The sequence below is a fragment of the Photobacterium lutimaris genome (assembly GCF_003025555.1).
In the GTDB taxonomy this organism is placed as follows: Bacteria; Pseudomonadota; Gammaproteobacteria; order Enterobacterales; family Vibrionaceae; genus Photobacterium; species Photobacterium lutimaris.
This window is the reverse complement of sequence record NZ_PYMH01000012.1, coordinates 140,562-154,695: the sequence shown is the minus strand read 5'-3', so window position 1 is coordinate 154,695 and position 14,134 is coordinate 140,562. Positions and strand designations below refer to the sequence as shown.

The following is a 14,134-nucleotide window of genomic DNA, read 5'->3' as shown; positions in this document are numbered from 1 at the left end:
GGCCATAGGCGATCATTTTTTTGCGACGTAAATGCTAAACTTGTTATTTTTAGCCGTTGTCTCGCAGCTTCCTAGGCTCTCTTCGATCAGCGGTGGGTAACGCAAGAAGTTGTTGGCAACGATGATCAACTGGCCATCTTGGCGAAGATACTGCGGCGCCTTGGCAATAAAGTCCTCGGTGGCCGCATAGAAGGTCTTCAGCCCCGCATGGAATGGCGGGTTGCTGATCAAGTAATCGTAAGGACCTTTCAATGCTGCAAAGACGTCAGTTGCGGTAAAGGTACCCTCGAGTTGATTGACCCGGAAGGTCTCTTCGGCAGACGCAATGGCCAGGGCACTGATATCACACAGCTCCAGCTCGATAGACGGGTTCTTGGTTTTCATCACGGCACCAATAACCCCGGCACCACAGCCGAAGTCAAGTACCCGGCCACGCAATGACGGCAGGGTTTCCAGCAGGAGCTTTGAACCTAGGTCGAATTCACCGTGGCTGAACACGCCCGGTAGCGAGCGGATGGTTAGCTCGGTGCCGGCGATAGACAGCGGATAGCTGCGGAACCAATCGTTGATATCGAACATTGATGGTGCTTGATCACAACGGCCCCAGTAAAAGCTGCAGCGGCGGGCCGAATCATACTTGGTGACCGAGCCGTATGAAGCGAACATCTTTTCTATGCTGCGAACACCACTTCGATTTTCGCCCACCACACAGATTTCGGTTTCCGGACCAAACTTTGTCAACAGCATGGCCAGTAGGTATTCGGCTTCTGCTTTGGCTTTCGGCCAGTACAGTAGGATCATATCGATGTCGGCCTCGTCGCAGAATTCCGCACCGAAAACCGTTCGGATGGCAGTGTGCGATGACATGCGGCGGGCGTAGCCGAAGTTGGTAGTGAAGATCGTTACCGACGAGGCGGTTTGCGATAGCTCGACGGGAAAAGCGTCGTCTAGCTCGCCGGCCACCAAAACCTTACGGTTTTCAAAAAACTCCAATTGGCGGGCAGCAACCTGACTGGCAGCACTGTATGACATAACGACCTCAAGAATGGATGAAAGCTGTGTTGGGGCGCGAATTGTTCCACAAATTCACTCATAAGAAAAGTCGGGCTGGCGCTACCGCGCCAGCCAAACGGATCAATGTTGGTCTTGGTTATGAAGGAAGTCTTGGAATTCGGTCTCGTACAGCTTGAACAAGACCAGGGTGACTGCAAAAATGATCGGGCCGTAGATCAGACCGATCAAGCCAAATACATGCAATCCCCCAATGATAGAGAAGAAGATCAGCAGCGTACTCATGCCTGAGCTACCTTGCATCAGCAGCGGGCGCAGGAAGTTGTCAATTGAGCCGACGACAATCGCGCCCCAGCCAATCAGGAATACCGCCCATTCCCACTGACCTATCAGCAGCAGATAAATACTGGCTGGTAGCCAGATCAGCGCGGTGCCTACCACAGGGATCAATGAGGCGAACGCCATCATCGAGCCCCAGAACAGCCCCTGGAAGCCGGCCATCCACATCGCGAAACCACCGGCAAAGCCTTGGGCTAGGGCGGTGAGAAAAGAGCCCAATACCGCCGACTTGGCCACTTGCTCAACCTCATTGAGTACCGCATCTTCCTGGCTGCGTGACAGGGGGAGTACATGGCGGATGGTCTGGACTATCTTGTCATGGTCGCGGAGCAGGAAGAACAAGACGAACAGCATCAGCATAAAGTTGATCAGGAAATTGGTGGCATCACCGAGTAAGCGGGCGCTGACATTGAGCAATTGGGCGCCAAACTTTGATGAGGCTGCCGCTATTTTCTGGACCATCACCTGGGTATCGACCGGCTCGAACGGTGAGTATTTTTCAACAAGGGTAAGCAACTTGACCACATAGGGATGGGCCAAGACTTCCTGAACGCCACCGGAGGTCAGCCAGGTATAGCTTTCCTTGGAAAAGGTGGTGCCCTGATGAATGATTGAGCTGAATACCACTAGCATTGGGATCACGATGATAAACGTCAGCAGGGTACAAGACAGTACCGATGACAGGTTGGGCGAACGAGGCATTACCCTGTCCAGTTTTTCATGCAGTGGGTAATAAAGCAGTGAAATAATAAAGGCCATGACGATAGGGCCGATATAGGGTTCTATCAATGTATAACTGGCGTAGGCGGCCATAGCCAACGCGGCGATAAGCATCCAGTGGCGCGATTCGACTTTGAATGGTTTGGGCACTTGTGTATCCCTTTTTGATTGTTTTATTGGGGCTGTTGTTGTTGAAATTTGGGTATTATGATTGCACCACATTGCCTGTATAGCAATCATATTGGTGATAATATCTGTCTGATTTTACAAGCGGGGAAGCGTGTTTATGGGGTGTTGTGATTGTGGTGGTGAGACCAAGAAAAAACGGCGGGTTCCATTGGCTGTTTGGGTGTTTGCAGCACTGCTACTGCTAGCACTGTTCTTCTGGCAGTAGTCATTGCCGGTAAAGCAACAAGCCGCTCAGTGAGCGGCTTGTGTCTATATTAGCTGCTGACTGCGAATTACGCTGCAGCTTCTTCTGCCAAGGTTTGGAAGGCATACTCCGCTGCACCGAGTGTCGCTTCAATTTCCTTGTCGCCATGGGCAAGGGAGGTGAAGCAGGCTTCGAATGCTGACGGTGCTAGGTAAACCCCTTTTTCCAGCATCAAGTTAAAGAAACGCTTGAAGCGCTCGACATCACATTTGGCGACATCGTCATAGCAGTTCACTGCGTTCTGGTCGGTAAAGAAGAAGCCGAACATCGCACCCACCTGATTGGTTTTCAGCGGGATACCGTATTTGTCAGCCAGAGCCTTGAAGCCTTCCGCTAGGCGCTGGGTAGTGTTGGCAAGTTGTTGTTCATGACCTTCTTGGGTAAGAACGGTTAGGCAGGCGTGGCCTGCAGCCATTGCGACTGGGTTACCCGACAGTGTGCCCGCTTGGTATACCGGGCCGGTCGGGGCCACATATTCCATCACATCGCGACGGCCACCGAAAGCACCCACAGGCATACCGCCGCCGATCACTTTACCCAGCGTGGTTAGATCCGGTTTGATGTTGTAGTAACCCTGTGCACCACCGTGTGAAACACGGAAGCCCGTCATGACTTCATCAAGGATCAATAGCGCGCCAAACTCGTCACAGATCTCGCGTAGCCCTTCTAGGAAGCCCGGTACCGGTGGGATACAGTTCATGTTGCCAGCAACTGGCTCGACAATGATACAAGCAATCTGCTCTGGGTTCTCGGCAAAGGCTTCGCGAACAGAGTCTAGGTTGTTGAACGTACAAGTTAGGGTGTGCTTGGCAAAGTCAGCTGGTACACCTGGAGAGCTTGGCTGGCCCAGAGTGAGGGCGCCAGAGCCTGCTTTTACCAATAGGCAGTCAGCATGGCCGTGGTAGCAACCTTCGAACTTGATGATTTTATCGCGGTTGGTGAAGCCGCGGGCAAGGCGGATAGCACTCATGGTTGCTTCGGTACCCGAGCTCACCATACGGACCATTTCCATTGACGGTACAAGCTGGGACACCATTTCGGCCATGGTGATTTCCATCTCGGTCGGCGCACCAAAGCTCAGGCCTTGTTGTGCTGCCTTGATCACCGCATCACGGATCGCGACATGGTTGTGGCCAAGAATCATCGGACCCCATGAGCCAACATAGTCAATATAGGCTTTGCCATCGGCATCGAAGATATAGGCGCCGTCTGCGCGCTCGATAAATAGCGGGCTGCCGCCTACCCCTGCAAAGGCACGAACCGGTGAGTTAACGCCACCTGGGATGGTCTGTTGTGCTTTGGCAAATAAATCAGCTGACTTGCTCATTGTGATGTCCTGTTATTGAAGATTGTCCGATTTGAACTGTCGGCATTGTACCTAGGCTATGTGGGGCTTTCAATTGGTGGCGCAGGAACTCTGAGCTGGCGCAAGGCTAGGTGGGGCACAAAACTGCTGCGCATCACTGCAAAGCTAGTTTCCAACATTGAATATGTAAAATAAACAATCGGTCAGCTATGCTATTTCAAGGTGCTTTTCCCATATTTAGGGCACCCCTTTCTATTGTTTCCCGGCTCCGGGATGACTTCACGATTACGGCATTTTGATGACAGAGAAAAACCAAGGCACTCCTGCGCCTGAAAGACTGCAGCCAAGCGGGCTGGTCCGGCGCTTTTTATCGCGTGACAAAACCCCTGTTTCCGTCCTTTTCCTCTCTGCGCTGGTGGGGCTGGGGGCGGGCTTGTTGTCGACCTTGTTTGAAATTGCGGTGCACTGGGTGTCGGAGCAGCGAACAGAATGGTTGCGCCATGAGATCAGCAGTGTACTGCCGCTGTGGTTGTCAGCGTTCCTGATCAGTGCCCTGCTGGCTTTGGTCGGTTACTATCTTGTCCACCGTTTTGCGCCGGAGGCTGCCGGTTCAGGGATCCCTGAAATAGAAGGGGCGATGGATGATATTCGACCGGTACGCTGGTGGCGGGTATTGCCGGTTAAGTTCATTGGTGGTTTGGGCGCGTTGGGTTCGGGGATGGTACTGGGCCGCGAAGGGCCGTCGGTACAGATGGGGGGGAATATCGGCCGCATGGTGTCCGACTTGTTCCGCCTCAAGGATAAAGAAGGCCGCCATGCACTGTTGGCTTCGGGCGCCGCAGGCGGTCTGGCTGCCGCATTCAATGCGCCGCTGGCTGCCATTATGTTCGTGGTCGAGGAAATGCGACCGCAGTTTCGCTACAGCCTGATTTCGATTAAGTGTGTGATGATCTCGGCCATTGTGGCCAATATTGTGTTCCGCAGTATTTCCGGCCAGCAAGCGGTGATCACCATGCCGCAGTATGATGCGCCGTTGCTGCGATCGCTGTGGTTGTTTTTGTTGCTCGGGATGGCCTTTGGCATTTTTGGGGTGATTTTCAATAAGCTGATCACCCTAAGCCAAGATATGTTTGCCCGTATTCACCGTAATGATCGTCGCCGTTATTTGCTGACCGGCACCCTGCTTGGCGGGACTTTCGGCTTGCTGCTGCTTTACGTGCCGGAGCTGACCGGTGGTGGGATCAGCCTGATCCCAAATGCAACAAATGGCGAGTATGGGATCAGCGTGTTGTTGATTCTGTTTTTGGCCCGTGTGGCAACCACACTGCTATGTTTCGGCTCCGGGGCCCCCGGTGGGATCTTCGCCCCGATGCTGGCTTTGGGTACCCTGTTTGGTACTTTCTTTGGTGCCATTGCCCAGCATCTATTTCCGGAACTAGGCCTTCAGCCGGGGATGTTTGCAATCGCCGGTATGGGGGCGCTGTTTGCGGCAACCGTCCGAGCTCCGATCACCGGGATTCTGCTGGTGATTGAAATGACCAATAACTATGACTTGATCCTGCCATTAATCATTACGACGTTGGGGGCGACCATGCTGGCACAGGTGTTGGGTGGCCAGCCTATTTACTCCCAACTCCTGCATCGTACGATAGAAAAGGAAAAAATGGCTCAGCGAGAGCAGTCTTCGGTGGTCAATACTTGAACGAGATAGTCAGGTATTAGATAATGGCAGGCATAACCGAAAGTAATTGAGAGGTTTTAAATGAGCGATGCCAATCTGCCGCTGAGTTTTTCCGATGTTGCAGCGAACAAAGTGAAAGCGCTTATTGCCGAGGAAGAGAACCCGGAGCTGAAGCTGCGTGTTTACATCACCGGCGGTGGCTGCAGTGGTTTCCAATACGGCTTCACCTTTGACGAGAAAGTCAATGAAGGCGATACCACGATTGAAAATAGCGGAGTCACACTGGTTGTTGACCCGATGAGCCTGCAGTACCTGATCGGTGGTACGGTTGATTACACGGAAGGGCTAGAAGGTTCTCGTTTCTTCGTGAATAACCCGAACGCGACAACGACCTGTGGTTGCGGTGCATCGTTCAGCGTCTAACGGAGCCTGAGGCAGTCACGATGCCCGAGCAATAGCTGAAAAATGACGACTAAAAAGCCGCTCCTTTAGGAGCGGCTTTTTTATTGGGTCCGAAGCGAGGTTCAACCCCAAACGGTTAGGTGCGGTTGCCAAGCAAAGGGCTGTTGTCGGCAATAAATTGGCTGAAGTGGTTGAGCTGCGCCATGCGTTCTTTAGCAAATTTTTGGAACTGGGTCTTTTCCTTGCCGCTCAGTGAGCGGGCCTGAGGCAGTTTTACCGTTCTCGGGTTTTTGTGTACGCCATTGACCAAGAATTCATAATGCAGGTGCGGGCCGGTCACTCGGCCTGTCCCGCCGAGGGTACCAACTGTTTGCCCTTGCTTAACGCGCTGGCCCGTTTTGACGCTGCGCTTGGTCATATGCAGATACTTGGTAATGTAGGTGGAGCTATGGCGGATAAAGACATAGTTACCATTGAATTTGTTGTAGCTCGATTGCATCACCACACCGTCGCCTGCGGCCCAGATCGGCGTGCCGACCGGGGCGACATAGTCTGTTCCTCGGTGCTGGCTGACTCGGCCGGTCACCGGGTGAAGGCGGCGCGGGTTGAAGTTGGAGCTGACGTAACGGAAGTTGATGGGAGAGCGTAGGAAGGCTTTGCGCATCGCCTGGCCTTTCTCATCATAGTACTTGCCGTCCTCACTGCGAATGGCGGTAAAGGTTTGACCGAGGTTGGTGAAGGTCGCTGCCAAGATATTCCCCCGGCCAATCGGCTCACCTTCGACCAGGCGCTCTTCAAACAGTACCGAGAAAGTATCACCGGAGCGGATATCCAGCGCAAAGTCGATATCCCAGCCGAAGATCCCGGCGATTTCCATGATCTGGTTGGCCGTTAGCCCGGCTTTGTCGGCGGCATTCCAGAAACTGGAGGTGATCACTGCCTGGGAAAAATTGAGCTGCAGGTCGACATCCTTGCTTTCCTTGTTCGAGTAGAAGGTGTCGGCGGTACGGGTGATCACCAGGCTGTCGGTGGCATTTTTCGGTTGGATCAGCTGGACCAGCTGGTCGTCTTCGTCAAAGCCGAAGCGCAGTTTGTCGCCCGGACGCAGGGTCGTTAGGGTTTTGGTACCCTCGTCGGCATTGACCAAGTGATAGAGGGTCGCTGGGGACAGGCCGACCTTGTTAAACACCACCGCCAGGCTCTCGCCAGATTGTACTTCGTGCTCTTTCCATTTTAGCGGTGGGATAGCGGGTTTCTCATCACCCGCCATTGGGCGTAATTGGTCTGTATCGAGGGAGAGCTCGAGCGGGTAGAGTTTGCCGATTTCGAATTTTCGCTCGGGGTGTCCGCTGTTGTCCGAACTCGGCCATAATAGTAACACCACGAGCAGCGAACTGATCATGGTGATGAGAATTTGGTGCATCCTTGGCAACTGGCGGAGTATCGGTACTTGCATGTGGTGTTTTTTTGCGATTTCGTAAAAAATAAGACAACCCTTAGTCTAACTGGTTTCAAATAACATCGCTATTCAAGTAAGATTGAGGATTATTACTTTTTTGCCAATTCTGTGGGAGCGAACAAGAATGGCCAGCATTGAACAAGCTTTAGCTGAAATTAAGCGTGGTGTGGATGAGCTGATTCCGGAAGAGGAGCTGATTGCCAAGCTAAAAGAGAACCGTCCTCTACGAATCAAACTGGGTGCCGATCCAACTGCACCAGATATTCACCTGGGTCACACCGTGATCCTGAACAAACTGCGTACGTTCCAGGAGCTAGGCCATGACGTCACGTTCCTGATCGGTGATTTCACCGGTATGGTGGGTGACCCAACAGGTAAAAATACCACCCGTCCACCGCTGACTCGCGAAGACGTTCTGCGCAACGCAGAAACCTACAAAGAGCAGGTATTCAAAATTTTGGATCCGGCCAAGACCAAGATTGAATTCAACTCGAGCTGGCTGTCTGAGCTAGGCGCGGAAGGGATGATCCGTCTGGCGGCCAACCAAACGGTTGCCCGTATGCTTGAGCGTGATGACTTCAAAAAGCGCTACAACGAAGGCCGTCCTATTGCGATTCACGAGTTCATGTACCCACTGCTTCAGGGCTATGACTCCGTTGCAATGGAGACTGATGTTGAGCTGGGTGGTACCGATCAGAAGTTCAATCTGCTGATGGGACGCGAGCTGCAGAAAGCCAATGGCCAGAAGCCACAGGTTGTCCTGACTATGCCATTGCTGGTTGGCCTGGACGGTGTGAAGAAAATGTCCAAGTCTGCCAATAACTATATCGGTGTGACCGATGTACCTGGCGAGATGTTCGGTAAAATCATGTCGATCTCTGATGATCTGATGTGGAACTACTTCGAATGTCTATCTTTCCGTCCACTGGAAGAAATTGACCAGTTCCAAGCTGACATTGCTGCTGGCAAGAACCCGCGTGATGTGAAGATTTTGCTGGCGAAAGAAATCATTGCCCGCTTCCACAGCGAAGCCGATGCCGATGCTGCCGAGCAGGAGTTCATTAACCGCTTCCAGAAAGGCGCGATGCCAGAGGAAATGCCAGAGTTTGAATTTGAAGCCGGGATTGCGATTGGTAACCTGCTCAAAGATGCCGGTCTGGTTAACTCTACGTCTGATGCGATGCGTATGATCCGTCAGGGCGCAGCGAAAATCGATGGCGACAAGGTTGAAGATACCAAACTGGTTCCTGCTGCAGGCACTGCAGTTTACCAAGTCGGTAAGCGCAAGTTTGCCCGTGTGACCCTGAAGTAATCAAGGTCTACACGAACCCGTATTAAAAAGGCGCCTCAGGCGCCTTTTTTGATCAAACTGCCAATAGCCAATAGCCAATAGCCAATAGCCAATAGCCAATAGCCAATAGCCTATATGCTATAGTCGTTACGCTGACTGTCATCCTGACTCAGGTATTCAATGAACTCCCACTCTATCCTATTAGGATCCCAAAAATAAATTCGCTTTCGCCAAGGGTGCGACGTCTCCATTTCATTTTCTGTATACCCGGCGGCCAGTAGGCGTGCTTTGACACTGTCGATATCATCGGTCACCAAACCAATATGATTAATGCCACTGTCTCGGTACGGTGTACGATCGACTGATTCGCGTTCGACAACTTCCTGCAGGGCAAGGTAGCTTAGTTCGGTACCGATATGGCACCAGCGGTAGCCATCACCTTGGCCGCAATGGCGGATGGCGAATGAAGGCAGGGCGGTTTGGATAAATTCGACTGTGAGGTCGATATTGCCGACGGTAATGTTGGCATGTTCTACGTAGGGGGTCATAGGTACCTCGGTTTGTTATTAAATAAGGTTTTAGTTAAATAAAGTATTTTGTTTATTTAAATGTAGCTCGCCCTTCATTTAAGTAAAGTTATTTATTTACTTAGTGATTTGATTCATGGCGATTAGGTAGAAAAAAACCGCCAGAGTGGCGGTTTTTGTGCAATTGCATAAGTTGTTGCATCTGAAGCTGCGAGGAATCTTAAGGCCTCAGGGCGAAGGTTGGCAAGGAAAGGTGCCAGCGGATCGCTGCCAGGCGGATCGTCAGCGTGGTAATAATTCCCGCCAGAGTCGCGACGGCACTGTCGACATTTGCCGACAGGGCCACAGTGTGGACAATACCTCCGAGGATACAGGCGGTGGCATACACCTCGGTACGCAGTACCATCGGGATCTCCCTTGCCAGCACATCGCGGATCACCCCGCCGCCACAGCCCGTCATGACGCCCATGATCACCGCGACCATTGGTGTGGCACCAAAACGCAGTGCCTTCTCGACACCAATAGCCACAAATACCGCCAGGCCGATGGCATCTGACACCGGCAATATCCACCACGGCATTTGGCGCGGGCGGCGAATAGCCAGCATGCTGACCAAGCAGGTAATGAAAATCACCCACAGATAATTGGTATCGGTGATCCAGAAAACTGGCGTGGCCCCCAGGGCCATATCACGGATGGTTCCCCCGCCAATTGCGGTGACGCTAGCCAGCACCACGACCCCAAACGGGTCCATTCGGAGGCGGCCAGCCAGTAATACGCCTGAAGCGGCAAACACGGCCGTTCCGAACATATCGAGAAGATAAATGAGCATCATGATACCTGTTGAGTCAGAGATGAGAGTGCGATCGCGCAGATTGTACGACGAAAAAACTGGCTGACAACTTGCCGAACCGGCTTTGTGAGATGACTCACAGTGATTGTTGATAGCGTGTTACAAGCGGCTCTGGCGTACCCGATCTAGATACTGGCAGATTTCCTCTGCGGCCATAATCGTACGCGGCGTCGGTCGGTTCAGCCAGTCGGAAGTCAGGGTAAATAAGTGCTGCTTTTCAACGGCCGGTAACTGCTGACGCCATTGTTCCCATATCGAATGATCGCCTGCGGCATGTGAGGTACCGAAGATCACCTCGGGCTGCCTGACAATGACCTGCTCTGTTGAGATCTGCGGATAGGCAGCGGCACTGTTAGCAAAGATGTTTGTTCCGCCGCAGACCGCAAACACTTGGCTCGGCCAGTTGTCACCAGCTACCGTGATCATCGGACTGCTACTGAGTTGATAGAAAAAGCTGACGGGGTGTTTTCCCTGATGGGCTAGGCGCAGTTTGTCCAGTCGCTGGCGAAAGTCTTGGGCGCTATGCTGGGCTTGCTTGGGTGAATCGGCAAATTGGCCCAATTGTTCCAGCGTACTGGCAATTTCTTCCAGTGATTTGGGGTTGGAATAGAACACCTTGAAGCCCAGCTGCTCTAACCGGGTCATCTCACGGGTCGGGTTGCCCCCTTTCCAGGCCAAGATCAGATCTGGCTGCAGGGCGACGATTCGCTCCATTTTTATTCCGCGGTAGTTAGCCACCCGCTCGAGAGACTTGGCGGCTTGCGGGTAGTCGCTGTAGTCACTGGCTGCAATAAGCTTATCACCAAGCCCTGCGGCATACGCCATCTCGGTGGTGTGTGGCGACAGGCTGATGATGGTTTCTACGGGCTGGGCCGCTGTGAGGAAGGCCGGAAATAACAGTAGGCAGATAACAGCGAAACGCACTTAAACAGCTCCTTGTAGCATTAGTAATAGCAGGCTGTGGACGGCAACCCATATCCATAGTCGTTGGTTGGCAAGGCGATCAATTTGGCTCAGGTGCAAGGCCGCCGGGGCAATTCTGCCCCCCAGTTTGGGCCGCTCCATTTTTATCTGATCATAAATCGCCGGGCCACCCAGTGACAGCGATAGCTTGTGACCGGCAGCCGCTAACAGCCAGCCCGGACCGGGGAGTTGCCAGCTTTCCCCTTGTTGCTTGAGGCCCCGCAATGCCACTTTTGCGTTGTGGCCAACTGTCAGTAACAGTGCAAACAAGCGAAGTGGAACAATATCCAATACGGCAAGGGCAGTGGTGGCCGGTTGGCCAAAATGGCGGTATTGCTGCCTGCTGGGTGACCAGCAGCGGCTCAGCTCGACGGCTAAGCGGTACAAGATAGCCCCAATCCCGCCCGCTAGAGCGTACCAGAACAAGACGCCGGCAACCAACCGGCCGTATCCGACCAGCAAGGTTTCAGCGCTGGCTTTACCCAGTCCGAGCAGTGATAGGCTGTCGGTATGGCGGTTTACCTTGGTGCCAAGCAGTGCCCGGCATTGTCGCTTGTCCTCGCGGCTATAGGCACGGACAAACTGTTTGCTGAACCTGTGTATATTGCGCCAGTCCAGAGCGACCCATAGCAACAATAAGTGGAAAGCCGTATCGAACCAGACCAACTGGTAAAGGCAGATAAGGACAATCAGCACGGTTAGCCATAGCAGCAGCCAAGAGAGCAGGCCAGACAAGCGCTTTTGCTGCGGGGCATCATTGGGTTTGTTGACTTTACTGGCGAGAGACAGCGCGAGGTGACGCCAGATTTGTAATGGGTGGAGCTGGGAGGGAATGGGCAAGAGCCATTGCAATGCCAGTGCACCCCACAAGGCGAGTAGGGTGCTGTTACCGGCAATAAGTGCAATGGCGTCGGTCATCTTACTGGTTCAGTAGGTCAACCATCTTGGCAACCATTACCGATGAGCTTTGTGCTGCCACCGGTAGGAACTCTTCAAAGCTCATCGGTGATTCTTTGTCAGCGACATCAGAAATAGCACGAACAACCACGAACGGTACGTTGAATTGGTGACAAGCCTGGGCAATTGCTGCGGCTTCCATTTCTACAGCGATAACCGCTGGGAAGTTGTCACGGATGAAGGCTTGTTTTTCTGCTGAGCAGACGAAGGCATCGCCAGTGCAGATCAGGCCACGTACTGCGTGGGTATCGCCCATGGTTGACAGTGCCTGCTCGGCAACGTCCATCAACTTGGTATCTGATACGAAAGCCGCTGGCTGCTGTGCCATCTGACCGATTTCGTAACCGAATGCCGTGACGTCGGCATCGTGGTAGCGTACTTCTGTCGAGATCACGACATCACCGACGTTCAAGCTGCTATCGAAACCACCGGCAGAGCCCGTGTTCAGTACGACATCTGGCTGGAAGATCTCAAGCAGTACAGCACTACCCACTGCGGCAGCGACTTTACCGATGCCAGATTGAAGCAGGACCACATCATGTCCATTAAGTGTGCCGGTGTAGAACGTACAGCCTGCTTTGTGGTGAGTTTCGCTGTTAGCCAGTTGATCTTTTAGGATGGCAACTTCTTGCTCCATCGCGCCGATAATGCCGATTTTCATCAATACAGTCTCTTATTTGGTAACAAGCCCCCCATTTGAGGGGGCGAGGGAATGGCTCAATTGTAACATGGTGGGCAGCCACAATGCCAAGCTGCCAACCGGTTAGTTACACATTGAGGTAGTCGAGGATCCCATCTGCGGCGCGGCGACCTTCGTCAATGGCGGTCACCACCAGATCCGAGCCGCGGACGGCATCACCGCCGGCAAAGATTTTCGGGTTGGAGGTCTGGAAGGCATAGTCCCCGTTGTCCGGTGCTTGGATCCGCCCCCACTGATCGAGATCGACCCCGAACTCGGATAGCCAGGGCATGGCATGGGGCTGGAAGCCGAAGGCCATGATCACCGCATCGGCTGGCAAGACATGTTCGCTGCCAGGTACGGGCTCAGGACGGCGGCGGCCAGCGTCATCGGGATCGCCGAGCGCGGTTTTGACCATTTTCACCCCGCAGATTTGACCATTGCTGTCGACCTCCAAGCCGGTAGGCTGCAGGTTGAACTGGAATATCACGCCTTCCTCGCGGGCGTTTTTCACCTCACGCTTTGAGCCTGGCATATTGGCTTCATCGCGGCGGTAGGCACAGATAACCTTGCTGGCTCCTTGGCGCACCGAGGTCCGGACGCAGTCCATGGCGGTGTCTCCCCCTCCGAGGACCACCACGTTTTTCCCAGCCATATCAATAAACGGCTGTTCGTCCTCGAGTCCCATAACCCGGTAGGTGTTGGACACCAAGAACGGCAGCGCATCGACGACGCCTGGAGCTTCTTCATTTGCCAGGCCTGCCCGCATGTTTTGGTAGGTCCCGACGCCGAGGAACACGGCATCATATTTGGCAATCAGCTCGGCCAGCTCGATGTCTTTACCGACGTCGGTATTGAGGCGGAACTCGACGCCCATGTCGGAGAAAATCCTGCGGCGGTTGATCATTACCTCTTTTTCCAGCTTGAACGACGGGATGCCGAAGGTCAGCAGGCCGCCAATTTCCGGATAGCGATCGAACACGACGGGTTTGACCCCGTTGCGTACCAAGATATCGGCACAGGACAGACCTGCCGGGCCAGCCCCGATGATCGCTACCTTCTTGTCGGTCCACTCAACATGGGACATATCTGGCTTCCAGCCCATTTCGAATGCCTTGTCGGTGATGTATTTCTCAACATTACCGATAGTGACGGCACCGAAGTCATCGTTGAGGGTACAAGCCCCTTCACACAGTCGGTCCTGCGGACAGACCCGGCCGCAGACTTCGGGCAAGGTGTTGGTCTGGTGCGATAGCTCAACCGCTTCGATGATCCTACCTTCGTTGGCGAGCTTGAGCCATTGGGGAATGTAGTTGTGGACCGGGCACTTCCATTCGCAGTACGGATTGCCGCAATCGAGGCAGCGGTCTGCCTGGGCGCTGGCCTGCTGGCGGGTGAACGGTTCGTAGATCTCGACAAACTCAATCTTGCGCACGTTAAGTGGCTTCTTGGGTGGGTCGATACGCGCAACATCGATAAATTGGTATATGTTCTGGCTCATCGGACTCCCTCC

At 53.5% G+C, this 14,134-nt stretch carries 13 protein-coding genes; 3 read left to right on the top strand and 10 right to left on the bottom strand.

The annotated features are described in order from the left end of the window. Nucleotides 1-12: 12 nt before the first annotated feature. From rsmC to hemL, 3 genes are all read right to left on the bottom strand, one after another. Entirely contained in the window at nucleotides 13-1,032 is a 1,020-nt protein-coding gene (gene rsmC / locus C9I99_RS20865) for a 16S rRNA (guanine(1207)-N(2))-methyltransferase RsmC (protein ID WP_107350763.1), read from the bottom strand. A 102-nt stretch (nucleotides 1,033-1,134) separates the two neighbouring features. After that, the gene (locus tag C9I99_RS20860; RefSeq protein WP_107350762.1) at nucleotides 1,135-2,220 is read right to left on the bottom strand and encodes an AI-2E family transporter; all 1,086 of its coding nucleotides are present in this window, start codon (nucleotides 2,218-2,220) and stop codon (nucleotides 1,135-1,137) included. Between the two features lie 311 nt (nucleotides 2,221-2,531). Beyond that, nucleotides 2,532-3,830 (bottom strand): glutamate-1-semialdehyde 2,1-aminomutase, encoded by a 1,299-nt coding sequence (gene hemL / locus C9I99_RS20855; protein WP_107350761.1) that lies wholly within the window; start codon nucleotides 3,828-3,830, stop codon nucleotides 2,532-2,534. Between the two features lie 277 nt (nucleotides 3,831-4,107). Here hemL and clcA point away from each other — a divergent pair, with 277 nt between their 5' ends. Together clcA and erpA are read left to right on the top strand one after the other, a co-directional pair. Next, the gene (clcA, locus tag C9I99_RS20850) at nucleotides 4,108-5,511 is read left to right on the top strand and encodes a H(+)/Cl(-) exchange transporter ClcA (RefSeq protein ID WP_107350760.1); all 1,404 of its coding nucleotides are present in this window, start codon (nucleotides 4,108-4,110) and stop codon (nucleotides 5,509-5,511) included. A 60-nt stretch (nucleotides 5,512-5,571) separates the two neighbouring features. Further along, the gene (erpA, locus tag C9I99_RS20845; protein ID WP_107350759.1) at nucleotides 5,572-5,913 is read left to right on the top strand and encodes an iron-sulfur cluster insertion protein ErpA; all 342 of its coding nucleotides are present in this window, start codon (nucleotides 5,572-5,574) and stop codon (nucleotides 5,911-5,913) included. A 115-nt stretch (nucleotides 5,914-6,028) separates the two neighbouring features. Here erpA and shyC read toward each other — a convergent pair whose 3' ends face one another. After that, a complete protein-coding gene (gene shyC / locus C9I99_RS20840) occupies nucleotides 6,029-7,348 on the bottom strand; it encodes a peptidoglycan DD-endopeptidase ShyC (protein ID WP_107350758.1) in 1,320 nt (439 codons plus the stop codon). 127 nt (nucleotides 7,349-7,475) lie between these two features. Here shyC and tyrS point away from each other — a divergent pair, with 127 nt between their 5' ends. Next, nucleotides 7,476-8,663 (top strand): tyrosine--tRNA ligase, encoded by a 1,188-nt coding sequence (tyrS, locus tag C9I99_RS20835; protein WP_107350757.1) that lies wholly within the window; start codon nucleotides 7,476-7,478, stop codon nucleotides 8,661-8,663. 110 nt (nucleotides 8,664-8,773) lie between these two features. Here tyrS and C9I99_RS20830 read toward each other — a convergent pair whose 3' ends face one another. The 6 genes from C9I99_RS20830 to C9I99_RS20805 all read right to left on the bottom strand — a co-directional run bounded on the left by C9I99_RS20830 (nucleotide 8,774) and on the right by C9I99_RS20805 (nucleotide 14,122). Beyond that, nucleotides 8,774-9,190, bottom strand: coding sequence for a VOC family protein (locus C9I99_RS20830; RefSeq protein WP_107350756.1), 417 nt, complete (start codon nucleotides 9,188-9,190; stop codon nucleotides 8,774-8,776). 199 nt (nucleotides 9,191-9,389) lie between these two features. Further along, nucleotides 9,390-10,001, bottom strand: coding sequence for a TRIC cation channel family protein (locus tag C9I99_RS20825; RefSeq protein WP_107350755.1), 612 nt, complete (start codon nucleotides 9,999-10,001; stop codon nucleotides 9,390-9,392). 120 nt (nucleotides 10,002-10,121) lie between these two features. Then, nucleotides 10,122-10,946 carry a vitamin B12 ABC transporter substrate-binding protein BtuF gene (btuF, locus tag C9I99_RS20820; protein ID WP_107350754.1) on the bottom strand — a complete coding sequence of 275 codons (825 nt, stop codon included), beginning with the start codon at nucleotides 10,944-10,946 and terminating at the stop codon, nucleotides 10,122-10,124. Further along, entirely contained in the window at nucleotides 10,947-11,903 is a 957-nt protein-coding gene (locus C9I99_RS20815; protein ID WP_107350753.1) for a cobalamin biosynthesis family protein, read from the bottom strand. Nucleotide 11,904: 1 nt separating this feature from the next. Beyond that, nucleotides 11,905-12,603 (bottom strand): 5'-methylthioadenosine/S-adenosylhomocysteine nucleosidase, encoded by a 699-nt coding sequence (gene mtnN, locus C9I99_RS20810; RefSeq protein WP_107350752.1) that lies wholly within the window; start codon nucleotides 12,601-12,603, stop codon nucleotides 11,905-11,907. Nucleotides 12,604-12,709: 106 nt separating this feature from the next. Further along, nucleotides 12,710-14,122, bottom strand: coding sequence for an FAD-dependent oxidoreductase (locus C9I99_RS20805; protein WP_107350751.1), 1,413 nt, complete (start codon nucleotides 14,120-14,122; stop codon nucleotides 12,710-12,712). Between the last annotated feature and the right edge of the window lie 12 nt (nucleotides 14,123-14,134).